At 43.1% G+C, this 25,781-nt stretch carries 25 protein-coding genes and 2 pseudogenes; 7 read left to right on the plus strand and 20 right to left on the minus strand.

The genetic code is table 11. The features are described from left to right. Positions 1 to 142: 142 nt before the first annotated feature. Entirely contained in the window at positions 143 to 448 is a 306-nt protein-coding gene (locus PENNN9_RS13620) for a hypothetical protein (protein WP_413771735.1), read from the minus strand. Continuing rightward, positions 428 to 909 (minus strand): annotated as a pseudogene (locus PENNN9_RS13625) (DpnI domain-containing protein); the annotation flags it as partial. The gene PENNN9_RS13620 and the pseudogene PENNN9_RS13625, both read right to left, overlap by 21 nt. 181 nt (positions 910 to 1,090) lie before the next feature. Here PENNN9_RS13625 and mltG point away from each other — a divergent pair. Together mltG and tmk are read left to right on the plus strand one after the other, a co-directional pair. After that, positions 1,091 to 2,356, plus strand: coding sequence for an endolytic transglycosylase MltG (mltG, locus tag PENNN9_RS03880; RefSeq protein ID WP_058368424.1), 1,266 nt, complete (start codon positions 1,091 to 1,093; stop codon positions 2,354 to 2,356). A 102-nt stretch (positions 2,357 to 2,458) separates the two neighbouring features. Continuing rightward, positions 2,459 to 3,166, plus strand: coding sequence for a dTMP kinase (gene tmk, locus PENNN9_RS03885; RefSeq protein WP_082637978.1), 708 nt, complete (start codon positions 2,459 to 2,461; stop codon positions 3,164 to 3,166). Positions 3,167 to 3,406: 240 nt separating this feature from the next. Here the strand turns inward: tmk and PENNN9_RS03890 are convergent, their stop codons facing one another. The 3 genes and pseudogenes from PENNN9_RS03890 to PENNN9_RS13270 all read right to left on the minus strand — a co-directional run. Continuing rightward, entirely contained in the window at positions 3,407 to 4,102 is a 696-nt protein-coding gene (locus PENNN9_RS03890; RefSeq protein ID WP_058368425.1) for a hypothetical protein, read from the minus strand. 118 nt (positions 4,103 to 4,220) lie between these two features. Beyond that, a complete protein-coding gene (locus PENNN9_RS13265; RefSeq protein ID WP_058368426.1) occupies positions 4,221 to 5,213 on the minus strand; it encodes an SGNH hydrolase domain-containing protein in 993 nt (330 codons plus the stop codon). A gap of 30 nt (positions 5,214 to 5,243) precedes the next feature. Then, positions 5,244 to 6,135, minus strand: a pseudogene (locus tag PENNN9_RS13270) (acyltransferase family protein); the annotation flags it as partial. A gap of 343 nt (positions 6,136 to 6,478) precedes the next feature. Between PENNN9_RS13270 and PENNN9_RS12505 the strand changes: the two are divergent. Further along, positions 6,479 to 6,631, plus strand: coding sequence for a transposase (locus PENNN9_RS12505; RefSeq protein WP_082637979.1), 153 nt, complete (start codon positions 6,479 to 6,481; stop codon positions 6,629 to 6,631). 259 nt (positions 6,632 to 6,890) lie between these two features. Here the strand turns inward: PENNN9_RS12505 and PENNN9_RS03905 are convergent, their stop codons facing one another. The 10 genes from PENNN9_RS03905 to PENNN9_RS03940 all read right to left on the minus strand — a co-directional run bounded on the left by PENNN9_RS03905 (position 6,891) and on the right by PENNN9_RS03940 (position 15,395). Further along, on the minus strand, positions 6,891 to 9,320 hold the full coding sequence (locus PENNN9_RS03905; protein ID WP_058368428.1) for a copper-transporting P-type ATPase: 2,430 nt from the start codon (positions 9,318 to 9,320) through the stop codon (positions 6,891 to 6,893). A gap of 113 nt (positions 9,321 to 9,433) precedes the next feature. Then, positions 9,434 to 9,610, minus strand: a complete 177-nt coding sequence (locus PENNN9_RS12660) for a hypothetical protein (protein WP_156410065.1) — start codon at positions 9,608 to 9,610, stop codon at positions 9,434 to 9,436. 138 nt (positions 9,611 to 9,748) lie between these two features. Beyond that, the gene (locus tag PENNN9_RS03910) at positions 9,749 to 10,225 is read right to left on the minus strand and encodes a DUF305 domain-containing protein (protein ID WP_058368429.1); all 477 of its coding nucleotides are present in this window, start codon (positions 10,223 to 10,225) and stop codon (positions 9,749 to 9,751) included. Positions 10,226 to 10,323: 98 nt separating this feature from the next. Continuing rightward, a complete protein-coding gene (locus tag PENNN9_RS03915) occupies positions 10,324 to 11,364 on the minus strand; it encodes a copper resistance protein B (RefSeq protein WP_058368430.1) in 1,041 nt (346 codons plus the stop codon). Positions 11,365 to 11,389: 25 nt separating this feature from the next. Beyond that, a complete protein-coding gene (locus tag PENNN9_RS12965) occupies positions 11,390 to 11,770 on the minus strand; it encodes a multicopper oxidase domain-containing protein (protein ID WP_319822886.1) in 381 nt (126 codons plus the stop codon). Then, positions 11,733 to 13,094 carry a copper resistance system multicopper oxidase gene (locus PENNN9_RS03920; RefSeq protein WP_319822887.1) on the minus strand — a complete coding sequence of 454 codons (1,362 nt, stop codon included), beginning with the start codon at positions 13,092 to 13,094 and terminating at the stop codon, positions 11,733 to 11,735. Before PENNN9_RS03920 ends, PENNN9_RS12965 begins: the two co-directional genes overlap by 38 nt. Positions 13,095 to 13,168: 74 nt before the next feature. Next, positions 13,169 to 13,810 (minus strand): DUF411 domain-containing protein, encoded by a 642-nt coding sequence (locus PENNN9_RS03925; RefSeq protein ID WP_058368431.1) that lies wholly within the window; start codon positions 13,808 to 13,810, stop codon positions 13,169 to 13,171. A gap of 37 nt (positions 13,811 to 13,847) precedes the next feature. Continuing rightward, positions 13,848 to 14,444 (minus strand): c-type cytochrome, encoded by a 597-nt coding sequence (locus PENNN9_RS03930; protein ID WP_058368432.1) that lies wholly within the window; start codon positions 14,442 to 14,444, stop codon positions 13,848 to 13,850. 131 nt (positions 14,445 to 14,575) lie between these two features. Continuing rightward, positions 14,576 to 14,851 (minus strand): hypothetical protein, encoded by a 276-nt coding sequence (locus PENNN9_RS03935; RefSeq protein WP_058368433.1) that lies wholly within the window; start codon positions 14,849 to 14,851, stop codon positions 14,576 to 14,578. 205 nt (positions 14,852 to 15,056) lie between these two features. Further along, entirely contained in the window at positions 15,057 to 15,395 is a 339-nt protein-coding gene (locus PENNN9_RS03940; RefSeq protein WP_058368434.1) for a hypothetical protein, read from the minus strand. 313 nt (positions 15,396 to 15,708) lie between these two features. On the opposite strand from PENNN9_RS03940, the gene PENNN9_RS03945 reads away from it, so the two are divergent. Both PENNN9_RS03945 and PENNN9_RS03950 read left to right on the plus strand, forming a co-directional pair. Then, the gene (locus PENNN9_RS03945; RefSeq protein WP_058368435.1) at positions 15,709 to 16,470 is read left to right on the plus strand and encodes a heavy metal response regulator transcription factor; all 762 of its coding nucleotides are present in this window, start codon (positions 15,709 to 15,711) and stop codon (positions 16,468 to 16,470) included. 1 nt (position 16,471) lies between these two features. Beyond that, a complete protein-coding gene (locus PENNN9_RS03950) occupies positions 16,472 to 17,920 on the plus strand; it encodes an ATP-binding protein (protein ID WP_058368436.1) in 1,449 nt (482 codons plus the stop codon). A 41-nt stretch (positions 17,921 to 17,961) separates the two neighbouring features. Here PENNN9_RS03950 and PENNN9_RS03955 read toward each other — a convergent pair whose 3' ends face one another. The 3 genes from PENNN9_RS03955 to arsC all read right to left on the minus strand — a co-directional run bounded on the left by PENNN9_RS03955 (position 17,962) and on the right by arsC (position 20,670). Beyond that, positions 17,962 to 19,272: an arsenic transporter gene (locus PENNN9_RS03955; protein ID WP_058368437.1), complete on the minus strand. Its 1,311-nt coding sequence runs from the start codon at positions 19,270 to 19,272 to the stop codon at positions 17,962 to 17,964. Between the two features lie 245 nt (positions 19,273 to 19,517). After that, on the minus strand, positions 19,518 to 20,276 hold the full coding sequence (arsH, locus tag PENNN9_RS03960) for an arsenical resistance protein ArsH (RefSeq protein ID WP_058368438.1): 759 nt from the start codon (positions 20,274 to 20,276) through the stop codon (positions 19,518 to 19,520). Further along, positions 20,260 to 20,670 (minus strand): arsenate reductase (glutaredoxin), encoded by a 411-nt coding sequence (arsC, locus tag PENNN9_RS03965; RefSeq protein WP_058368439.1) that lies wholly within the window; start codon positions 20,668 to 20,670, stop codon positions 20,260 to 20,262. Before arsC ends, arsH begins: the two co-directional genes overlap by 17 nt. 305 nt (positions 20,671 to 20,975) lie before the next feature. On the opposite strand from arsC, the gene PENNN9_RS03970 reads away from it, so the two are divergent. Further along, on the plus strand, positions 20,976 to 21,641 hold the full coding sequence (locus PENNN9_RS03970; protein ID WP_082637980.1) for an acyltransferase: 666 nt from the start codon (positions 20,976 to 20,978) through the stop codon (positions 21,639 to 21,641). 21 nt (positions 21,642 to 21,662) lie between these two features. Here the strand turns inward: PENNN9_RS03970 and PENNN9_RS03975 are convergent, their stop codons facing one another. Then, positions 21,663 to 23,450: a GspE/PulE family protein gene (locus PENNN9_RS03975; protein WP_058368441.1), complete on the minus strand. Its 1,788-nt coding sequence runs from the start codon at positions 23,448 to 23,450 to the stop codon at positions 21,663 to 21,665. A 68-nt stretch (positions 23,451 to 23,518) separates the two neighbouring features. Beyond that, positions 23,519 to 24,394, minus strand: a complete 876-nt coding sequence (gene tsaA, locus PENNN9_RS03980; protein ID WP_058368444.1) for a tRNA (N6-threonylcarbamoyladenosine(37)-N6)-methyltransferase TrmO — start codon at positions 24,392 to 24,394, stop codon at positions 23,519 to 23,521. 529 nt (positions 24,395 to 24,923) lie between these two features. Here tsaA and PENNN9_RS03985 point away from each other — a divergent pair. Next, positions 24,924 to 25,697, plus strand: coding sequence for a ferredoxin--NADP reductase (locus tag PENNN9_RS03985; protein ID WP_058368442.1), 774 nt, complete (start codon positions 24,924 to 24,926; stop codon positions 25,695 to 25,697). Positions 25,698 to 25,781: the final 84 nt, after the last annotated feature.

Here is a 25,781-nt window from a genome sequence, read left to right on the forward strand (position 1 = left end):
TTAACATCGCAAAAAGTCTTAGAAGAAGTGATCGTCTTTTGTTACGTGGACTTGTGCAATAGAAGAAGTGATCGTCTTTTGTTACGTGGACTTGTGCAATAGAAGAGGACAGCCTAAACCTGAGCGGTATAACGAGACGCGATTAGTATAATTTTCGATAGTGCCCACGACCCAAAAACTCAATAATGCCTTTATCGCGAAGAACTTGTAATTGCTGGCGGATTTTATCGTCAACGTGGTTGTTATCAGGGTGTTTGAGCTGGAGCTCATTGGTAAAAGAATAAACCTGCTGCAAAGAAAACTTGTCATCAAGTCTATCGATACACTGCCAAACATCTAACGTCCAACCACGTGTCTGCTGTGTTTGCTCACGTAAAAACAAGGTCTTTTGAAACTGCTGGGTGACATTTGCGCGTGCTACGACTTTCTGGTCTTTGACTAAAAACACTTTTCCTGATTCTGGTACTTTACGCAAGTCGATATTGCAGCCGACCCAACCTGCGCGTTTGGCAGTTATTGATAAAGGTTTACGTTTTACAATCATATCCGGCTTAAAAAAATGCTTAGGAATGATCAAAAAACTATTAACGGTGCATTCTTTGGAGTAAGTCAAAAAGAAAAAACTTGGGTTATCGTCACTATTGATACGTTCAATCATGGTTTTATAAGCACCATCATTGATGATATTGCTTAATTTTTGCCTTTTTACTTTTTTAGTTCATATTGCTCGTCACAGTTTGAACAATAAAAATCAGCGACCGGCCTGCCATTAGCAAATTCAAATAACGGCTGAGTGCTACAGTTGGGGCAGTAACCATTGTTTTTCACCCATGCCTCACTGAGTACCCGAATCTTTTGAGCCTGAGAGTTATAGTTTTTAGCAAGGCTTTGATCGAAATGTAGATTCATAATCAGTTTTTATTATTAATAAAAGAAAAGGATGTAGACGTATCAACCCCAATAAAAGGTATTAATATTAAGCCATATAACTTAGCCTAAATGCCAAGTTAATCGATAAGCTAAACAAATAACATTGAAAAGCACACGGTTCAATGCTAAATTCTAGCAAACATCTGCCTCGCGAGTTGCCATGAGCAAGCCTACACCTGAAACGCCTCCTGAACGTCCTAATGATACTCCATCAGACAAGCGAGACGGCACTATTAACGACCCTGCTAAGACATCTCAAGACACTGAGACTGACGACAAAGCACCAGCGACAGATATTTCTTTGGTCAATGGTCAAAACACCCCGCGCGAGTACAAAAAAGACAACCAGTCGTTTTTTATGCAGCGTGGTTATCAGATTCTATTGGTATTGGGACTGATTGCTGCCTTTTTATTGGTGATGGTTTATCAAACGTTGTTTGGTCGTATCGAGCAGCCCAAGCAAAAGGTGACGATTGAACAGGGCGACACTTATTATGGCTTGCTTCCGCAGTGGCAACAGCAAATCCCGCTGTTTTCTGCCAGCATTGCCAAGTTTTATATCAAGTCGCAAGTAGATGCACCGCTGCATGCAGGTATCTATCAATTGCCAGAGAACCCGACGATAGCAGAAGCATTGCACGTCTTGCAACAAGGTGCGAAGGTGGCGATGGTAAAAGTACAAGTCATCGAAGGCAAAACCGCTAAAGACTTGTATCAAAATCTACGCGACAACCCAGGTATCAAAAAAGAAGTACTGACCGCCGATAGTGACAATGCCAGTATCGCAAAAGCGCTGGATTTGGTGGGTATACTGCCTGACTCAGTGACCAATAGCGACGACCCTATTGTTAGCTACAATCTTGAAGGTTGGTTCACTCCTGATACCTATTATTATGGCGAAGATGCCAGTGACAAGCAGGTGTTGACTGATCTATATAAGCGCCAGCAGCAAGCATTGACCCTAGCTTGGGAAAACCGTGCACCAGACTTGCCGTATAAGACGCCTTATGAAGCATTGATTATGGCCTCTATCATCGAAAAAGAGACCAGTGTGCCTGAAGAGCGTGAGCTGGTGGCCGCCGTATTCACCAATCGATTGAATAAAGGGATGCGCATGCAGACGGATCCGACCATTATTTATGGCATGGGTAGCCGCTACGATGGCAATATTCGCCGTCAAGACATCGATGAGAAAACATCGTATAACACTTATCAGATTGATGGTTTGCCGCCCACGCCTATCGCCCTGCCATCTGCTGCTTCTATCGAAGCCACATTACACCCAGCTGATAGCGAAGCCTTATATTTTGTGGCAACAGGCAATGGAGGTCATAAGTTTACCAATAGCTTGGACGAGCATAACCAAGCGGTAAGAGACTACTTAAAAGTCATGCGTGAAAGAAAGTCCCAAATACCGCCAGAGTAAGAGAGTAGCAACGAGTCTTGGTTACGAGTGTTAAAGGCTCGATAGCCATTTTTTATTTTGCATAAAAATAAGTAAAACAATTTTGAAATACAAGGCAATACCATGTCAGTACCCATAAACACACAAGCAACCCAACTGGCTATTCAAAAAGGAGCGTCCGACATAAAAACACTGAGCAAGAATGGACGCTTTATCAGCTTTGAGGGTACCGAAGGTGTGGGCAAAACAACCGCTATCGAGCAGCTTTGCACGCGTTTAGAAACGGCGGGTATTGACTATCTACGGACACGTGAGCCTGGCGGTAGTCCATTCGCTGAGCGTCTGCGTGCTATTTTATTAGACCCTACGACCGACATCAACGATGACACTGAGCTGTTGCTATTGTTTGCCGCTCGCTGCGATCATATTCAGCAAGTGATTGTCCCAGCATTACAACGCGGTACTTGGGTCATCTGTGATCGCTTTACGGACTCTACTATTGCCTACCAAGGCTTTGGTCGTGCGCAGGGTAATAGTGAGGTATTAGCAAAAATTGAGACGCTTATTGCACAGTTTGTCCCAAGGCTGCCTGAGCTGACACTTTGGCTTGATTTACCTGTGCTCGAGGGCATGAGCCGTGCAGGTAAACGTAGTGCGGCTGACCGCTTTGAGCAGCAAGCAATGGAGTTTTTTACCCAAGTGCACGTAGGGTTTACTGCGCTTGCTGCCGCGCACCCTGAGCGTATTCGTCGCATTGATGCGTCAGGCACTGCCAAGGAGGTTAGCGCGCGTATTTGGCAAGCGGTTGAGTCGCAGTTTGGGCTTGTTTAGGATGTTTGTAAGCGTGTAGCGTTTATAGCTACTCTTATATAGTCGATACTAAATAAAAGAGATGCACTGCATAGATTCGCTAGACTGGTACAAATTTTTCTTGCGTGCTGTGTCTGCGCTGACAGAGGCTTTGTAAAATTTATTCCAGTCTCTCTGCATTTTTTTATACCAATCTGACTATATGTTGGCTGGCTCTATCTCATAGAGTACGTACAATGCATCCTACGACTAAAACCAATTCTATTCAGCGTCATCTATGAGGGTATTCAACGCTTCAGCCATTTTATCATCGATAAGATTGTCTTCAATATAATCAACCAATTGATGTATGGTGCTCAGATCCATCTCTCTTATACCCAATCTGGCCAGCTCTTCATTGATAGACTCTAAGCTTACGGCATCCTCAGGATTGCCTAATAAGTGCTCATCAAATCCAGCATTGACGAACCAATATATTTTTTCTAGCACGGTGTTTTTTTCGGTCAAGGTAGAATAACCATCGCCTTGGATAAATAAATTAAAATGATAAGGTATCTCTACATCATTGATAAAAAACGTGCGCATACAGTCTATCGTGTAGGCTTGGCTATCACTATTTTCATCGTCTACATTGTCTTCGCTGTTTTCAATCTGCTCTGGTACTAAGCTTCCTACTATCTGATAATCGCCTGTCTTTACCTTGTGATTATAGATGATAGTAGCGTCAGTTATAGCGTCAAAGATAACCGCGCTGATATCTAAAGTATTATCATCGATATCATAAAAGGCTTTTAGCGCTGGTAAAAACTCGGTCAGCTCATTTTCAGGCACTGGCGTGAGAAACTGTTGCTCGTATATGGTTATCATGTCTTCAGGAGCATAAGTATTGACGTTGTCTTCTTCGTTTCTGCCGGTAGGATTGAGCGGAATAAGGTTAAAGGGGTTGTTATTGGTCATGTATAGTGCCTTGTACTAGAAATTCGCTGTATTGATAGCTGTGACCACAGTTCTAGCGTATATCGCTAGTTATGACGCCACAATAAGGGGCATACGCCCCCTTTTAGCCCTCAAACAGTTAGTTTAACTCAAAGTTATTTATCATAGCTTGGTAATTACTGTGGTTCATAAAGTGTTTTGCAGAATATTTTGAACCTATAACTGAGATATGATCTCCATCAAAAGTGTACGGAACATTAGTTCCATTAACATCAAAAGTGTTGTTATTTTCATAGAGCATTGTTCTGTCAATATAATAAACATTGTCATGTTTTTGAGATAAATTGTTCAGTCTCATGTTTGCTTTACTTACAAATGTGTCATTACCATCGAAAGCATCTATATCAAATGGTTGATCAAAGTAAATACTTTTATAAAAACCTTGTAACGGGTTTTTTTTGTAATCGTAAGGAGCTGCCATAAGGAATATATTTACATCTAGCTTAGCTGCTTCATCAATCAGTTTTTCCACATCTTTAAACTGTTCAAATTCTAAAGCATTACCCCACGATCCTGCGAATATTAAATTTTCATAATTTTGCATATTTTCTTTCAGGTATTTCCTGTTTAATAAGCATTGCTCATAGGCCTTATTCGTTTTCGAACCTATAAAGTTTTCGGTAAGAGACGGAACACACCAGTTGGTAACTATTGATTGAAAGGATGCGTCATTAGCCTTAAATACCTCGTCAAAAAATGGTTCATTATGACCAGCAAAAGAATCACCAAATAGTAATGTTTTGGCATTTTTTTCTTTATTACCTAAATAACAATCGATCCCCTTACTTTGGCTTACCTCAAAACTTGGGTCGTGAGATGAATAAAAACAATAACCGTTATTTCTATAAGGTATTTTTAGGCCATCAATAATACTTTTGTCAGATGCGTTTAACGAAAATCTTTCCTCAACCCCTTTATCTACAAAAACAAAGCTTCCTAGGACACCAATTGCCAATACCATGTATATAGGCTTGTGCTTTAAATACGTAAATAAGTTGCCAAACTCTCTTCTGAAATTGATTTTTTCAACATATTTGTAGCTCAAAAACCCAAGTAGTATAGAGAGTGCCATACCTAAATAAATATAAGAGCTACTTAGTGAGAAGTAGTATATAGCTACAACAAGTGGCCAATGCCAAAGGTAAATTGAGTAAGACCAAGCTCCTAGTTTTTGGAAGACTATATTACTCGTAATAATACTGTCGTTACGCTGTGCTTGGATAATTAGGAACGATCCTAGAACCGGAAATAACGCTAGGTAACCTGGCCAAGGATTTTCTGCTGATATTAAAAAATAAGAGCTGACAACCAAAGCTACCCCTATCCACTCTACAAACCTTTTTCTGTTCTCCTTTAAGGTAAAAGGATAAGAATAAGCAACACCACCAATCAACATCTCCCACGCTCTGGTAGTCAATAAGAAGTAAGAGGCATTGGGCCATTTGTAAGTAGAAAAAACACAAAAATATAAAGCCTAGAACCGTTGCCACTAGTATCATAAGTTTCATAGTCTTTATTGACAGAAACTTACGCATAGCAACCAGAATCAATGGATAGATAATGTAAAACTGCCATTCTACTGATAATGTCCAAGTATGTAACAGCCATTTTTCAAGAGAAGCTGCATCGAAATATCCAGCTTCCCTCCAGTACATGACGTTGGATAAAAAACCTATACTACTGGCAACATGCTTACCTAATACTCTGTAATCAAAGGGCGTAAGGTAAAACCAACCAAAAATCATCAGGACTAAGCAAAGCAATGCTAGAGCAGGAATGATTCTATTGGCGCGAGCAACATAGAATTTTAGAATAGAAAATCTGTCTTGCTCAATCCCTTTAAATATTATTCCAGTCATTAAGAACCCTGAAATTACAAAAAAGACATCAACGCCAGCAAAGCCTCCTGGCATCCAAGAAGGATTGAAATGGAATAGCAGAACAGCGATAACTGCGATTGCCCTGAGGCCATTAATATCTTTTCTAAATTTCATAAGAACACTGTCCAAAAGGTTAATATAAAGTTGTTATAAATATCGCTGTAAATACAATATTGTAGGCTGTACACCAGTCGACTAAGAAAATATTGTCGATGGTATCTTATTTGTATGTGAATGCATAGCTCTACTAGAGCAGTTAATGTCAGTTATGTGCAATAGACATCATTTTATTAAGAAGTTTTAAGGCCAAATTACAAACCTAAGAAACATATACGAGAGATCAGCATAAAAGTTGCTGATGAAAAATCATAAAAATTCTATGCTCGTATAACTATTTCCTAAACTAATAGACCTTAGCCATAGAGTTTTTTATAAAACATCCATAAAACGTTTTAACATGAGCAAACGTATCACTGAAACGCAAATTATATCCATTTTAAAAGAAGCTGATGTGGGGTTGCCTGCCAAAAAGCTATGCCGTAAATACGATATCACTAGTTCAACCTTCTACAAATGGAAGTCTAAATATAGTGGTATAGAAGCATTATAGAAGCATCTGATGTGAAGCATTTAAAAGAGCTTAAAGAAAACCGCAGACTCAAACAGATATATGCTGATTTAAGTTTAAAATCTCAGATACAGGAAAAGTTTGTAAATTAAAAGATTATGAATTTGACAGTTCAATTATCGTTATAGTTCATAAAAAAGAGCCACCACTGCATGCAGTGCTAGCCCTTTCAATCACTGTTTCTTATTAGATTATCTTAGGTATTTTTAAACCACATTACGTTTGATCTTGATACCCAGTGCTATTTCGATAAATCCAAACCCCGCAGCCTAAGAGCGTTACCAATCACCGAGACTGACGACAAGCTCATAGCAGCCGCTGCTATCATAGGACTAAGCAGCAGCCCAAACACGGGATAGAGCACGCCTGCAGCAATCGGTACGCCAAGCGTATTATAGATAAAGGCGAAGAACAGATTCTGTCTAATATTACGCATGGTGGCGTGGCTAAGCTTATGGGCTTTGGCAATACCCATCAAATCACCTTTTAATAAGGTAACTCCAGCGCTTTCCATCGCCACGTCCGTACCCGTGCCCATCGCAATACCGACATTTGCTTGCGCTAGTGCAGGCGCGTCGTTGATACCGTCTCCTGCCATTGCAACCAACTGACCACTGCCTTGCATCTCTTTAACGATGCGGTTTTTGTCTTCTGGTGACACATCGGCATGGACGTCATCGATACCTAATTTATTGGCGACGGCCTGCGCGGTTTTTTCGTTATCACCGGTTAGCATGACCACTTTTAGCCCAGCTTCGTGTAGCAGTCCTATAGCTTCCTTGGTGCTTGGTTTGATAGGGTCAGCCACTGAAATAATACCTGCAGCTGTACCATCTATCGCCACAAACATGACCGTTTCACCGTCTTTTCTACGCACGTCAGCTTTCGTAGATAAATCCTGATCGAAGCTATTTACACGCTCCATAAGCTTGGAGTTACCGATAGCGACTTGTTTGCCGTTGACCACGGCCTGTACGCCTTCACCCGTCGTCGAATTAAAGTCTTGGGCTTTAGGGATAGTAAGCGATTTATCTTGAGCCGCTCTCACAATAGCTTCTGCCAAAGGGTGCTCGCTCGCGCTTTCTACCGCGGCGACCAAAGCCAGAAACTCATCCTCATCTTGACCTGCCAGCGCATCAATAGCAGTCAATTCAGGCTTACCAGCGGTTAGCGTACCGGTCTTGTCAACAACGATAGTATCAACCTTTTCCATAGTCTCAAGCGCTTCGGCGTTTTTAATCAATACGCCGTTTTGTGCGCCCATGCCTGTACCGACCATGATTGACATTGGCGTTGCCAGCCCAAGCGCACAAGGACAGGCGATAATGAGTACTGCGATAGCGTTAACCAGTGCATAGGCCATAGCCGGCTCAGGTCCGAATATCGCCCACACAATAAAGGTGATGATGGAGGTGACAATGACAATAGGCACAAACCAGCCAGCCACCTGATCTACCAAGCGCTGGATAGGCGCACGGCTACGCTGGGCATCGCTAACCATTTGTACGATTTTGGATAATACCGAATCTGCTCCGACGTTGACCGCCTCAATAAGCAACGTGCCAGTGCCATTCACCGTACCGCCAGTGACTGTATCTCCTGCTACTTTTGAGACAGGGATTGGCTCGCCCGTAACCATTGATTCGTCAACATTGCTATTACCATCGAGTACAGTACCATCTACTGGCAGCTTCTCTCCGGGTCTAACTCTTAGCTTATCACCACTGACGACCTCATCAAGCGCGACCTCAACTTCATTGTCATGTTCATCAACACGTCTTGCAGTTGGCGGTGCCAGCTCAAGCAATGCTCGAATTGCGCCCGAGGTCTGACTTCTGGCTTTTAGCTCTAATACTTGACCCAACAGCACCAAGGTTACGATGACAGCTGCCGCTTCATAATACACACCGACTTGACCAGCGCTATCTCTGAAACTGTCTGGAAAAATATGCGGGAAAAAGGTCGCGATAATACTAAAAATATAAGCAGCGCCTACGCCTATCGCAATCAAAGTAAACATATTTAGATTGCGGCTTTTTATAGACTGCCAGCCTCGAACGAAGAACGGCGCGGCGCCCCACAGTACAACGGGAGTAGCAAGCGCTAATTGCAACCACTGCGAGACGGGGCCTGAGATATCATATTGACCAATATTATCTAAATTTATCCCAACCATCTCGCCCATAGCGTAGATAAATAGCGGTAAAGTAAGCACGGTACAAATCCAAAATCGACGCGTCATATCATCAAGCTCAGACGTGTCTTCCTCACCGACAGTAACCGTTTCTGGCTCAAGTGCCATGCCGCATATCGGACAGCCGCTATTCTCAACGTCTCGGACTTCGGGATGCATGGGACAGATATAGACTGTACCCTTGTAATCGTCTGGTACTTTGTCGTATTTCCCGCCTTTAACGGGTTTTACGTCGCCGCTGTGAGCGTCTGCTCCGTGACAATGCGCGTGACTGTCTTCATGGTCTTTGGAATCAGCGACCTCTTTAACAACTTGGTCTTTAGGTTGTAGAAACATACCGCATATTGGGCAATCGCTCTTCTCAACATCTCTAACCTCAGGATGCATGGGACAGATAAAGATTGTGCCATTATAGCCAGTAGGTACTTTATCGTACTGTCCGCCTTCTATAGACTTTGTATCGTCAACATGCTTCATAAAATCACTCCTTGAAGACAACGAGTAGAGATTTTGAACCAATTATATCAAGCGCTGATAGCCGTGGTTTCTACTCTGCTTTACCTGCCTAACCATTTAATTGAGCCTCAGACTTAGTCTGATTTACGCAGATATTTAATCAGTGCCAAAATAGCCAATATCAGTACAGCAAAAACCAGTACCGTAAACGATAAGGAGACTATCGATCTTCCCCATCCCATGCCATGAATTGAACCATTCATCATGCCGTGCATAACGACATTAGGCATACCATGCATCATAATCACCATTATAAGGACTCCTTATTTATCATTCCCTTATTAGTAGTAATGATATAACAATAGCGGGTGAACGTATACCTTTCAATAAGCTATTTACTCGATAGTCTCGAATACGTAATACTCGAAATTGGCAATAGTCTGTTCTAGTTATTCCAATTCATCAATCAATTGTTGCATCTCACCGATTTCACGCTTTTGTGCTTCGATAATGTCATCAGCAAGCTGGCGCACACGCGGATCTTCGATATCAGCACGGGTACTGGTCAAAATAGCAATAGAATGATGCGGTATCATCGCTTGCATCCAATCGACCTGATCAACCGTTTGTTGCGATCTAACGCCCCATATGCCAAAGGCAAATAGTACGACGCTAATCCCATAGACCATTAGATTGATCTTGGTCTTTTTATACATATTACCCATAAAGGCAAGCATGATAATAGCCATCATAGCGCCCATATATAACGCCATATAAGCTCTGGTCTCACTAAAATAAACGTGATCCCATTTATATGTATTAAAGTACATCATGATAAACATCACTACTGTCGATGTTAAAATCATCAGGGTGAACTTCACATAGGGGTTCATTTGTTTCTGTTTATTATCCATATGATTATTCATAATTTCGTCCTTAATTTAGTAAAAAAAGGCACCTAACTAAAGAGGTGCCTTTTTTCGGAGCTAGTGTTATAGCCTGTTTTTTGCTTAGATGATTAACACTAGAACCAAAACTTCACACCGGCTGTCACACTACTAGAATCAACAGCTTCGTCTTCTTGGCGTCGCAAATCTCGTGCGTCGCTCAAGGCAGTCTCATAGCTAATACCCACATAAGGCGCAAGCTGTCGACTCAGTGTCTCATAAGTCAGCCTGACTTCGGTTTCTAGTTCGTTAAATCCCTTACTAATATTGTTATCCGTATCGTCTTTACTAAATGCCGTCAGCTCTACTTCTGGAATGACTACCCAATGCTGATCTAAGCGCCACTCATACTCCGCACCTAGATCCAGACGGACTTGTCCATCGGTATATACATAGGCTCTAGCGTCAGTTTCGATGAAATATGGCGCAGTGCCTACAATGCCAGCCATCACAGCAGGCTTGTCATTTTCGGTATCATAAGCAATACCAGCCTCCCCATTCCAAAAGATACTAAGCGGCTTCCAGTAAGATAGTGAGGTTAAGCTATCAATTTCTTTCTCATCTTTAGTTTGAATACTACCTTCGCTACGTAGCGATACGCGGTTGCTGTCTGTACCGTACCACGTGTCAAACTCATAATTGATTTGATCCTCCTCGAACTGATAGCCCAAATCGTCTACTGACACGCCCCATAGCGGTAAGCTACCCATCATCACAGGCTTGCCATGTTCTCCATAAGGAACGCCATTTGAATAATCTGGACTACGAGCATCGGCTGGCGGTTCACCGCCTTGCATCCCTGACATGTCCATACTGCCATGATCCATACCTGACATATCCATGCCACTATGGTCCATATCCGACATATCACCTGACATATCCATACCGCTATGGTCCATATCTGACATATCACCTGACATATCCATACCGCTATGGTCCATATCTGACATATCGCCTGACATATCCATGCCACTGTGATCCATATCTGACATATCACCTGACATGTCCATACTGCCATGATCCATGTGCGACATCTCAGCAGCATTTGCTAAAGGTGACATTAATAATATCAAAGATGACATGCCAATAAACGGTAGACCTACTTTATATATTTTCATAATAAGGCTCATATTCAAAGGTTCATTAAACAACGGCAACTTCTCTAAACATCCCAGCTTCCATGTGATAAAGCAGGTGGCAATGCCAAGCCCAGCGTCCAACTTCACCCGTAACATCAAAACTAATCTTTTGAGCAGGTTGTACCGTGATCGTATGCTTACGAACCTGAAAGTCACCATCAGGCGCACGCAGATCGCTCCACATACCATGCAAATGCATCGGATGATTCATCATAGTGTCATTGACTAAGGTGATACGCACGCGCTCATTAGGTTTGATGTTAACAGGCGCAGCATCCCGAAACATAATCCCATCCAATGCCCAAATATAACGCTCCATATTGCCTGTTAAGTGAATCTCAAGCTCTCTAGTCGGTTTTTTTCTGCTCAGCCAAAATATGCTCATCAACAGAACGCAGCTGACTGTATGTCAGAACCTGTCTATCAATGTTGCGCAGGTTGATGCCTGGATCATCAAGGTTCATACGTGGACTATCGACGCGCATATCGGTCTTAAAGTCGTATTCTGTTTTGGCATGTCGAGCGTGATAACCTTTATCTCCCATCGCACCCATCATATCAGCCATGGTTAGCCATTCAACTTTATCCATAGCCGGTATTGGTGCACGTGCGCCCTTTTTAGTAGCAAGCGTGGTCGCCACATAATCCGTCCGATCGATATTTTGGGCAAATATAGTATGAGCATCTTTGGTTGGTGTGACGATGACATCATAAGTCTCGGCCACTCCAATACGAAAATCATCGACATCAACAGGCGCGACATCATTACCATCTGTACCAACTACTTTTATTTTCAGTCCTGGTATACGCACATCAAATATCGTCTGCGCGGAGCCATTGATAAAACGTAGTTTGACAGGCTGTCCAGCCTTGACAAGTTGCGTCCAGTTAGCCGCAGTGGTTTTACCATTCATCAAATAAGTAAAGGTCTTTTCACCAGACAGATCGGTAAAATCTGTCGGCATCATGCGCATCTGATTCCACATTTTGCGCTTATCAAAAGCAGCTTCTAAATCCGTTGCGGCAATATCGGACAAAAGCTTCTTAAAATCTGGCAAATGATAATTATCAAAGTCTGCCCGCTGTTTTAATAGTTTCAGCAAGTTGTGTGGGTCACGGTGCGTCCAATCACTGAGTAAAATGACATGGTCTTCTTGGGTAGGATGACGTTCGCGTCCTTTTGGTTCAATGACAATCGCCCCGCGCATACCGGTTTGTTCTTGGAATCCAGTATGCGAGTGATACCAATAAGTACCCGCTTGTTTTAGGGTAAATTTATACGTAAAGGTGCTATTGGCTGGGATACCATCAAAACTAATACCTGGCACGCCGTCCATCTCGAATGGCACTAGCAGACCATGCCAATGGATAGAGGTCGACTCATTCATCTGATTGTGCACGCGAATCACTACCGTATCACCTTCGCGCATTTTTAGCGTTGGCGCTGGCAATGAGTCATTGATAAGCGTCGCCATGCTCGTCTTGCCATTAACCGTAATCATCTTTTTGCTGACATACAGATCAAACTCTGTGCCTGTCAGTATGGGTACTTTGTGATCGGGTTTATCACTGTTAATGACGACGTTTTTTTGATTTGCACCCAAGGCACTATTTGCAATGGTTGGTAGCGTCGATAGCATAGACGCACCAAGTAGCGTCGATGACCCTGTCAAAAAACGCCTGCGGTTAAGCATGTTTTTATTATTCATAATAATGACCTAACTTAATCCATAAAATGGGAATTGAGTTTGTACTAAACGATCTACTTTAAACATCAATCAAATTACAATTGCTGCTGCGGCGACTCAACATCGGCATAAACGCTGGTTGTACCGTCTTTATTGATTTGCATGATTTGATACGGCATAAACTGGTTTTGATACTCCATACCAGGGCTACCGACTGGCATGCCTGGTACAGCAAGTCCAATAGCATCGCTAGGTGGATTCTCTAAGAATTGTGCCATGTGCTTGGCCGGGACATGACCTTCAAAGACATAACCATCGGTGGTGACTGCGGTATGACAAGACTGCATTTGCGGTGGTACGCTATAACGCTCTTTAAATACCGACAAGTCTGCAACGTCTTGCGCAGTGGCGTTTAAACCATTATCTTCTGCATAACCTACCCATTCTTTACAACAGCCACAATTGGCATCTTTATAAACAGTGGCGGAGACATCTTTAAGTAGCTCTGTTTGGTTAATGATAGGAGCTGTAACCGCCGTCAGTTCAGCTTGGGGCTGTGCTACCTGTGCCGATTGCGTAGCGACCGTTGGTTCAGACGCTACAGGCTTTGAATCAGAAGCGCTCGTATTTGATTGGCTACAAGCCGCTAGTAGTAGTGAAGATGTCGCCATCACTAAAAGAACACGACCAGATAACCGGTTGTGTTCATTAGAAAACATATTGGTATAGCGCTTCATAAAGTCACTCCTAAGCGTTTGTGTATATATTTAATCATTAATGCTGCATTTCAGATCCGTCATCTGACATACCCATCATGTCACTATCAAATGCCATATCCAGCATATCGTCGTCCAATCTTGTTGTTAGCATAGTGTACTGACTTTTATCTAATTCAGGTAACGATCTGATAAACGCGACCATGGCCCACATTCTATCGTCATCATGCGTTGCGCCCCAAGCTGGCATCCCAGACGCCATGATGCCATGTTTAATTGCCCAAAACCCTTGTCTAGCACCCGCCTGCGTTTGATAACGCTCAACAATATCAGTATTGGTGAAATTAGGTGGCTTTGGATATAGGCCTTGACTAAGATCAGTCTGTTCTACACCAGGAGATAAATGGCAGCCTGCGCACATATCTTTATAATCTGCACCGCCAGTGCTAATCATGTCTACCTGTGCTAAATCTGGAACGATGATATCTTTACTGGCATTTTCTATTGAACGATTGCGAGCGGTTTCTAAGAAGCTATACATCATTGGGCTATGCTCTTGATCGGCCCCAACGTTTACGACACCACTAGTAACCACAGCAAAAACACCAGCGATCGCAACAACAACGGCAAAAAGTATCCCCAATAAGAATTTCATGTATTTATCCTAAAATCTATTTTTGTTAATACACCACTCTCATTTAGCACGGCTGTTTACTTAATAAAACTGCTTATTCAGCAAAGCTGCCTGATAGTGATGTATATTTCATAGGACTATATTCAAAATTCTTAAGATTTACTGTCATTACTTCCATTGTCACTACTGACGCAGTGTTTTTGATGCATTTGCTTCATTTTTCCCATATTAGCCATCATTGCTTTCATGGCAGGGTCGTTCATATCCATCTTGCTATGATCCATCTTTTGCATCATTTGCATATGTTTTTCCATCTTTTTACAGTTCATTTGATCCTTTTGTGCGTGCAATTTTGGATCATGAGCCATAGCAGACGTTGAAACGACTAGAGCAACAGCAGTAACGATGATTGATTTAAATGGTGACATAATAATTCCTTATTTGATTTGATTAACAGCTAGTAAAGCTTACGCTGGGTTAAATTTGGCTTTAACATCTTGAAACTTAAGAATATATTGAAATTTAAAGCTATCAAAGACTAAGGCTATCAAATCAGCCTAAATGATAACTTACTCATTCTGACTGACAGATGACACCAAGATGACAATTCTGTCATCTTCGCATCTATAGATTTTAATGTTGCACATAATCCTCTAGTATTGCCTTAGCATTACTGTCGCGATCTCGACCATACTTGTCTACAAAATACTTCTCAGCTTGCAGGTGTTGATCTTGATGCTGAACTTGACAGGCTACTCTTGCATCGATATAGCTTTTCATTTGCGCATCAGATATCTGCGCATCATTGTGATCCGCATTTTTTGCAAATTGAGTAACCGCATCGCAGTTGTTAAGAATTGAAGTGCTTAGGTTGGTAGTATGCGCGTTTGCTGCTGATATGCCGACAAACATTGACAGTGACATCGATAGCGACAATAGCGCTGCATTTTTTAGAAGACCATAATTTTTCATATAATACTCTCAAAGATAAATAATTGGACATTCAAGTAGAATGTTTGTTAGTGAAGCTATTTATAGAAGTTAACTTTATTTTTTAGAAACCGTCTCTAGCAAACAAAGCCTCATATTTAGCGTTGATTGAGAATACTAAACTGAGACTGACAGCTTAATGACGCAGACATGACATGTTTGTTAGAAATAAATCAAACTTGTCATACAAGTCTTTATTACAACTAGGCAATCGAACCAATTGATGTATAGACGTGTCTAAAAATGATTCAGTGTTAAGCTACCAATTATCAGAGTGATATTTAAAGGAACAACAATGAAAGTATTACTAGTAGAAGATGAGATAAAACTTGGAGAGTATATAAAAAAGGGGCTAACTGAAGCGGGCTTTATCGTTGACCATCATACAACTGGTCTAGACGGCTATCATGCCTTGATGACAGATGAGTTCAGCGTGGTGTTAATGGATGTGATGCTACCTGATGTCAGTGGCTTTGAGTTGGTACGCAATTACCGCGCCGCTGGCAAGCATACGCCCGTCTTATTTTTGACGGCAAAAGATGATTTGAGTGATAAAATCAAAGGCATTGAAATCGGCGGAGATGACTATCTAACCAAACCTTTTGCCTTTGCAGAATTAATAGTCAGAATAAAGAGTCTGCTCCGCCGCGCCAATCAAGCAGATTATAAAAGCACTATTATGCAAATAGCAGATCTAAAAATGGACATTGCCAAGCGCACTGTACACAGAGGTGATACCGCCATTAAACTCACAGCAAAAGAGTTCTCCCTATTGCAATTTTTGTTAGAACGTCAAGGTGAGGTATTGCCACGCTCCGTCATCGCCTCGCAAGTATGGGACATGAATTTTGATAGTGATACCAATGTCATTGACGTCGCTATAAGACGTCTGCGACTCAAAATCGATGATGAATTTGCTATAAAGCTAATTCATACCGTGCGCGGGATGGGCTATCGATTGGATGCCATAAATACTTCGGATACGAGTACTGATAACGCTACCATCAATGACAATGTAATGAATAGTGTTGCCACCAATAGCACTGAAGCCAAATAAAATGAAATATAACTTTGAAAATCGACGCTTACCTCTGCTATGGCGGACGATTTTTTTACTGACGATATTCGTTGTCATCTCTCAAATCGTTATTTATATCTGGGTTCAGCGCTCTGTAAATGGTCACTTTGAGCAAATGGATTCAGAGATTATTACGCATGCCGCGTTTAATCTACGCAAGCGCATAATCCATCTCGATGAAGAAACGGCTTCTCCAACTTTACCTTCTTCACTATCTGCAGCAACTTCGCTGAACTCACCCACTTTACCAACATCAGCCTCGATTGGCTCTGATCACCTTCATTCCTCTTGGCTGGACTACGATCTAAAGACGCTCATAGCGGATAAAAACGGTCGCTTATTGTCTAGTGCTCCGAGTAGCTTTGCCGATGAGTTACCCACAGATTTCAACCTGCCATCTCTATGGCAAGACCATCACGAGCAGCAGTTTGTCGTGGAGATAAATAATAGAAGTTACCGCGCCGTTATCATTCAAGACAATCAAATGCTCGCGCTTATCGCCCTGCCTATTGATGTCCATCATCAGTATTTATTACAGTTTAACCGCCAGCTCAGTATGATATTGATAGCGATTACCCTGCTATTGGTATCAGTCGCCGCATTAAGTGTCTACTGGGGTTTTGCGCCTTTATCTACTATCGTCCAAAAGATGAAAGGCATCAACCCTGAAAAGCTGGATGAACGAGTCATCGTTAGTGATATGCCACGCGAGCTGCGCCCGCTTGCTGAGTCTTATAACTTGATGATGAGTAAGCTTGAGAGCAACTTTGAATCGCTATCCCGCTTCTCGGATAATATCGCGCATGAACTGCGTACCCCGCTTGCAACCCTTGGCACTCAGACTCAGGTCATGCTTAGCAAGACAAGAAACACCAATGAATATATCGAGCAGTTGCATCATCAGCATGACACGCTTGAGCAATTATCTGCGCTGATTAATAACATGCTCTTGCTAGCAAAAACTCAAAAAGGACTTGAAGACTCGCAGCTTAAACCTGTCGATACAGACTTACTTATTACTAAGCTCATAGATTACTTTGAGTTAATAGCGGAAGATCGTGAGATAACTTTTGAAAAAACAGGCAGCTTTGGCACAGTGCTAGGCGATAAAAGTTTGTTGCAAAGATTGTTTGCCAATCTACTGTCAAATGCCATCTATTATGCGGCTAGTGATAGCGTCATTATTATTGAAGCAGCTACAACCTCTACGTTAACAATCACCATAACTAATAAATTGGCTAAGCCCCTGACTCAAAGCGATGCGGATAAATTATTTGAGCGCTTCCATCGACATGATCAAACCAAGACTATGCACGCAGGATCAGGTCTGGGATTATCCATTGTGCAAGCTATTGTCAACGCCCATAACGGCAAAGTCAGCATTACTATCAAAGATGACTATTACTTCCAAGTTGAGGTAATTTTGTAGCGAGCACTGTATCGGTTTTAAAGCGAATCGACTATAGCTTCTCAATAACTCGGTAGAATCGGCAACCAAACCACCAAAGCCAACAGCGTAGCTAGTAACACTGGCGGCGTAATGAGCAACCCGATTTTCATATACTGCCCCCAGCTGATTTTATAGTCCTTCTCTGCCAACACATGTAGCCATAATAATGTCGCAAGGCTACCGATGGGTGTAAACTTTGGCCCCAAATCATTGCCAATGACATTGGCATATATCATCAGCTCGCGAGTCGCTGCGGGTACTTGCGCGCTATCAATAGCCAATGCGCCTACTAAGGTAGATGGCATATTATTCATGATAGAAGCCACGATCGCTGAAAGAAATCCCGTGCCTACTGTCGCGATAATATTGCCCTGCTGCCCTAACCAATTCAGTATTTGGGCACCATAAGCCGTCAGTCCTGCGTTACCCAACCCATAAACGACCAAGTACATACCGATTGAAAACAATACGATTTGCCAAGGCGCTTTACGTACGACGTCAGATACAGAAACAACAGCACCCCGACCACCTTGCCACCAGCGACCTGCAATTGCCATCAGCACCAGCGCAGCAGCGCCAGTCACGAAGGAGATAGGAATACCTAGTGACTCGGTGGCAAAATAAGCAACCAATAACAAGGCTAATAGCGGAAAAGCGGCTTTAAACACCAGCGGATCTTCGATAGCTGACGTAGGCGCGCTAAGATTGGCAATAGAGTAGTGTGTTGGGATTTGGCGGGCATAGACCACCCACAGCACTGCTAATGTCGCGATGACAGAGACGATGTTGACTGGCACCATGACTGCGGCATAACGTCCAAAGCCAATATCAAAATAATTGGCGCTGACGATATTGACCAGATTAGACGTCACTAACGGCAAACTTGCGGTGTCAGCGATAAAGCCCGTGGCGATGATAAAAGCCAATGCCGACGGCGGTGAAAACTTAAGCCGTAGCAAGATGGCGATGACGATCGGTGTCAGGAGTAATGCAGCGCCATCATTGGCAAAAAACGCGGAGATAAACGCGCCCAGTATCACAATCATGGGAAACAACAAGCGCCCTTGTCCATTGCCAAGTCTGGCCACATGGAGCGCCGCCCAACCAAAAAACCCCGCCCTATCTAAGATAAGCGAGATGATGATAAGTGCCACAAAGGTAAAGGTCGCATCCCAAACGATATCCCACACCACAGCGACATCAGACAACTGCACCACGCCAAACGCTAAAGCGACCAACGCCCCGCCCAGCGCGCTCCAACCAATGCCCAAGCCTTTAGGCTGCCATATCACTAAAACCAAAGTCACGATAAAGATAGTTAATGCGAGCATGGAGCAACCTTATTTAAGCTGGCTTTTTTTAACCGAATTGGTTTAACCGGCTTGTTTTAACCGATTTTGTTGAGCTATTTGGTTTAGCCGATTGAATCTATAATCAGTTCGAAATAAAATCGATACGCTGATGCTATCGTGCAGTTGATATAAATTTTCCTTGCGTGCTGTTATCTTTCGATGCTGCACAAAATTCATCCCAACCGCACTGTATCGTTTTTGAAGTGGGTCAACTATATAAAAGACTAAATCGACTTTTGATTGACACGCTGCGACACTTCCTCAGCGCTTTCCACCCGCTCAGAGTACCTATCGGTCAGATAGGCCGAGCGTCCACGAGTCAGCCATGTAAACTTCACCAGCTCTTCACAGACATCAACTAGGCGCAGATATAAAGGCGACATATCCATGCGATTGTCATCATTGAATTCTAAAAAGGCTTTAGGGATAGACGATTGATTGGGGATGGTAATCATACGCATCCAGCGCCCAAGAATACGCAGCTGATTGACGGTATTAAAGCTTTGACTGCCACCGCTCACTTGCATCACTGCCAAGGTTTTACCTTGAGTTGGGCGTACGCCGCCCAGTGCGAGTGGTATCCAATCGATTTGTGCTTTCATAATACTGGTGATGCTGCCGTGGCGCTCTGGACTCACCCACAGCATGCCTTCTGACCACTGTGCCAGCTCGCGCAGCTCTTGCACCTTTGGATGATCGCTATCAGCATCATCTGGCAGCGGCAACCCTGACGGATTGAACATCCGCACCTCGCAGCCATACCAACGTAGTAGTCGGCTCGCTTCCTCGGCCGCCAGTCGAGAAAATGAGCGCTCACGTAACGACCCGTATAGCACCAGTATCTTAGGCGGATGACGTGGGTCAGTTGGCGCAACCAAGGAATCAATATCGATCGGTTGTAATTGACTGGCATCAATATTGGGCAAGTCATCTAGATTAAATAAACCCTCTGCGTGAGGTTGATTTCTATTGGCTGTTGTCATGATAAATCGTCTCGCCGTCCTCTTTAGTAAAGCTGCTCACTGGATTGTCTAACAATTCAAACACCCGCTCTGATGGTCGGCACAAGGCTGCGCCCTTATCCGTGACCACGATAGGACGGTTGATTAAGATAGGATGCGCCATCATCGCATCGATAATGTCGTCATCAGATAACTCAGGATTGTCTAAACCCAGCTCATCATTGATGGCTTCTTTGCTACGTAGTAACTCTCTTGGCGAAATATTCATCTTTGCCAATAGCGCAACCAACTCGTCACGGCTCGGCGGGTTTTTTAGATACTCCACTACTTCCGGTTGCTCGCCTGATGCCTTCATGATGGCAAGCGTATTGCGAGAGGTACCGCAGTTTGGATTATGAAAAATTAATGGTTTCATAGCGATTTCACCTATTTTTGAATCTATAGAGAATTCAGCATAAAAACGATACAGTGGAACTGGGATGAATTTTACGCAGCCTCTGTCTGCGCAGGCACAGCACGCCAGAAAAATTTATACCAGTTCCGCGTTGAAATATAATGTATCTATTTTATTTAGAATCGACTATAGCTATTTATAAAACTTAACTTAGCACTATCGGTGCTGCAAACACGGCTAAAACCTCATAAACCCACGACGCTAATAATGGCGTATCACTAGCAAAACATCGCACTCTTTATTCATTCATCACAAGTCCTATCATTATGAATCAGAAAAAAACCGTTACCCTACCCCCTATTGTAAAGACTCTGCTACCTAAGTATTTTTACAAGCAACGGTTCTTATTGCAGGACAACGGTCACGTTAATCATATCGATATTGCTAAAGACGCTCGTATTATTGGCAATTCAGTTATTACCATTCGTAAAGGTCATGATAATCAAATCACTATTGGTGAGCATGGTAAGTTTAACAAGTTAAAAATCGATATCAATGGCAGTCACAATCAAATCACTATCGCAGATCATGTCAAATTTTCTGGTCAATTATTAATCGTTGGCAATCACTTGCACATTCATATCGGTGCGCGTACCACTGCCATAGATTGCTATATTTTGGCACGCGATAAGAGCGTGACCATTGGTAGCGCTTGCATGATATCGCGCGGCATCGAAATTCGGGCGACTGACGTCCACAAGGTCTATGATATAGACTCCAATGTGCGACTGAATGATGCTCATGCTGATGTGGTCTTAGGAGATCACATCTGGATTGCCGCCAATGTTACCATTTCTAAAAACGTCTCTATTGCTAGCGGTTGTATCATTGCAGCAGGTGCTTTTGTCAACAAGCCCATTGAGACGCCAAACTGTATGGTTGCAGGCACACCTGCAAAAATCATTCGCCAAAATGTACGCTGGGAGCGCTAAAAATAACTTAAACCATAATAGCTAATTAAGTGGCACCACACGCATCACCTCTTCTATGGTCGTCACCCCTTCACTGATACGCTTCGCCCCAGATAAGCGCAGTGGTTGCACGCCTTCGCGGTACGCTTGTTGTTTGAGCGTATCCAAATTGGCATCAGCGGCGACCAGCTTTTTGAGCTCATTCGACAATGGCATGATCTCGTACAGACCGACACGGCCTTGATAACCTGTATGGCGACAGTGCTCACAGCCCTGCGCCGTATAGATTTGTGCTGGCACAGCAGCGCGCCAAGGCTGTACCAACTCTTGCCACTGGATAGCTATCTCGCTATCTGGCGTAACATCAACGGCTTGCTTACAGTGCGGGCATAACGTCCGTAATAATCGCTGCGCCATCACACCCAAGATAGTTGCCGAAGTCAAAAACGGCTGAATTCCTAAATCATGTAAGCGAGTGATTGAACTGGGCGCATCATTGGTATGCAACGTCGAGAGCACCAAGTGTCCAGTTAAGGATGCTTGCACAGCCATGTTGGCGGTTTCAGCATCACGAATCTCACCAACCATAATGATGTCTGGGTCTTGACGCATCAAGGAGCGAATACCATCAGCGAAGTGCAAATCCACGCCTGCATTGACCTGCATTTGGTTAAAGGCTGGCTCAATCATCTCAATAGGATCTTCGATAGTACAGACATTGACCTGCTCCGTCGCTAGCTGCTTGAGCGTACTGTATAACGTCGTGGTTTTACCAGAGCCCGTCGGACCAGTGACCAAAATAATGCCGTTGGGATGTGCTGTCAGCTCATGCCAAGTCTCAAGCTGCTTACCCGACAGGCCAAGCTGAGCAAACGAGCGCACCAGTACTTCTGGGTCAAAGACGCGCATAACCAGCTTTTCGCCAAAGGCAGTCGGCATGGTAGAAAGACGTAGCTCGGTTTCCATCCCATTATGGGTACGTGTTTTTAAGCGACCATCTTGCGGTTTGCGCTTTTCTGCGACATTAAGACGTCCTAAAATTTTAACACGTGCGGTCACCGCGACTATAATCGCCAGTGGCATCTCATAAACAGTATGCAGCACGCCATCAATTCGAAAGCGCACTTTTCCCGTCTCACGGCGTGGCTCTAGATGAATATCACTGGCACGCTGCTCAAAGGCATATTGCAACAGCCAATCGACGACTTTGACGATATGTTGATCGTTGGCATCTGGATTGGTATTGTCGCCCAGCTGCAATAAGGCCTCAACATTGGTCACATCAGCAGCTGCACGCTTATGGACGCTGTTCGCGCCGGCAATCGCTTGCGTAACTTGGTAGAACTCTTGCCGATAGCGATTAATTTGTTCAGGATTGATATAAACCGTGCGATAGCTTTTAGATTTGATGATTTTTTCGATGTTTGTGTGCCAATCGGTATAAAACGGCTGATCGGTACCGATGATGACCTCATCTAATGTAACCTCAATCGGCAAAATATGCTGCGAGCGCGCATACTCAAAAGACATCAGCCGCGTCACTGCCGGCACATCAACCTTTAACGGATCAATGCGAAATATTGGCATATCTGCTTTGGCGGCCAGCCATTGGTTGAGCCATGCGAGCGTTAATTTATTCTCAGAGCTGTTATCAAGCGCATGACCATTTGGCAAACCAAATTCACTAATCGTCAGTAGCGGATGCTGCGCCTTATCACGGCGACTGGTAATCACCAAATTGTAGCCACGCTGGTCAATCACCCTGTCTGCCAACAATTCATCAAGACACCAACGTAAATCAATCACTATCGAATACTGCTGAGCGGACATATTTTTCTTCTTTTATTATCGGTAAGCGGTGCTTAAAAAGCACCCTACAAGGTCTCATTATCTTGAATTCAATCCACTTCTACAATTGCCGTGATCTGCAACTGCCCTGTCTTTAGCAACTGAAAGCTGACATCCACAGTCTTATAACGCATGACAAACGCTGTATTTATCTCCGTACGGCGATAAGCGGGACGTGGATCTTGCGCGATTAAGGCTTTTATAGAGTCGATATCAGAGATGAGCAATTGGCTTTGTATCTTGCAAACCATCGAAGATACCGTAGCATTATTTGTACCAACATCTTGATGGTTGGTTGTATCAGATTGACCTATCTTGACCTGCTCTACATTAATCAAAGTCAGAAACTGCTCATGAGCAGACTCAGTTATCGTCACATCCAGCAGTACCGGCGCAGTTGGTGCAAAGCCACTCTCTGCATCATCAACAGCATCGCTATAAGCGACATAGGGTTTGATATCGATAATTGGCGTACCATCAATCATATCAGCACCGCTAATGACTAGTAATACGCGACCTTGTACTACCTCGACCCGTTCAAGTTTGACCACAGATAGCCCTAAACCTGATGGTCGATACATACTGCGACTGGCAAACACCCCTATCTTCTCATTACCGCCCAGCCGTGGTGGTCGTACTTGCGCGCGAAAATTGCTATCCGCTTTATTGATATGGCCGTTTTCATTTACTTGACTGGCTTTACTTAAATAATTGTGATGAAACTGCCAGCTAAGCCAAATATGACTAAAGGCTTCTAATCCGACAAATGCCGCTGGCGTATCATAAGGCGCTAACATCTCAATCACGCTAGTCAATGCCACCAGATTTGGCTGTCTTGGCGCCCCAAACTTCTGTGATAGGGGTGCGCGATGGTAGCCAATAATTGGCGCGTGATGATGGCTTTCTAATGCATAGCTCTCTAACATATTGTCCTTTGACTTATCGCCCTCTAACACATTGCCACCTGACATAAAACTCTCCAAAAAACCTGCCTTAATCACGCTGTATCTCTTTTATATTGAGCTGACTATACAAAAATATTTACTAACGATATTCTATTTTATCATGCCCGCTTAGAGCCCCTGAGCGGATTTTTATTCTAAAGTTTGGTATTATGAGCATGGAATTTGTTGAGAATCGTTTGTATTCGTATGCTAGCGTCTCTATACATAGACTTTGCAGGCATTCCCAGCCCCTTATAACGCTTATAATAATGCTAAAATAGCGGTTTATAATACAGCCTATTTGCTTGACTCATAATGCCATTGAACTTATAACACCCAAGATTAGTAAGTTTAATATTTTAGATCTTAAGCGGTTGCGCTAACTGTCTTTATTTTGATAATGGTTATAAGCAACAGACACTTTTAAGATATTGAATCTACCATTGAAAATTTTGATTTAATACTCATTTAAACCTACCAACGTAGTCAGCAATCTATTAACGAGGACTTTATGTCAAAACTTCGCACCGAAACGGTCACAGAGGTTCATCACTGGAATGACGCTCTATTTAGCATCAAAACCACGCGCGATGACGGTTTACGTTTTCGTAATGGTGAGTTTGCGATGATTGGTCTCGCTATCGATGGTAGACCCTTACTGCGCGCTTACTCGATTGCTAGTCCTAACTATGAAGAGCATTTAGAATTCTTTTCTATCAAGGTTCAAGATGGTCCATTAACGTCACGTTTGCAACATATCAAAGTCGGTGATGAGCTATTGGTCAGCAAAAAACCAACAGGTACGTTAGTGCTTGATGATTTACTGCCAGGTAAACATCTTTATATGCTATCAACGGGTACTGGGCTTGCGCCATTCTTAGCATTGGCTCGTGATCCTGAAGTTTATGAGCGCTTTGATAAAATCATTTTGGTCCATGGCGTACGTTACGTTGATGATTTGGCTTATCGAGATATGTTCGAAAATGAGCTACCAAATGATGAAATCTTTGGTGAATGGTACCGCGAAAAGTTCATCTACTATCCGACTGTCACGCGTGAAGCGTTCAGAAACACTGGACGCGTCACTGACTTGATGAAATCAGGCAAACTGTTTGAAGACATTGGCCTGCCTCCAATGAATAAAGACGATGATCGCGTCATGCTCTGTGGTAGTATGCCTTTTAATGCGGAAGTGTCAGAGATATTAGATGGCTTTGGTCTTACTGTCTCTCCACGTATGGGCGTACAGGCAGATTATGCAGTCGAGCGTGCCTTCGTCGGATAATTTGGCTAAGGCTAAGTTCATTAAAATGCAATTTATATAAATATTTCTTGACGGCTAAAAATAGGCTGTTATAATACGCAGCCT

It is taken from the genome of Psychrobacter sp. ENNN9_III, assembly GCF_001462175.1.
GTDB lineage: Bacteria > Pseudomonadota > Gammaproteobacteria > Pseudomonadales > Moraxellaceae > Psychrobacter.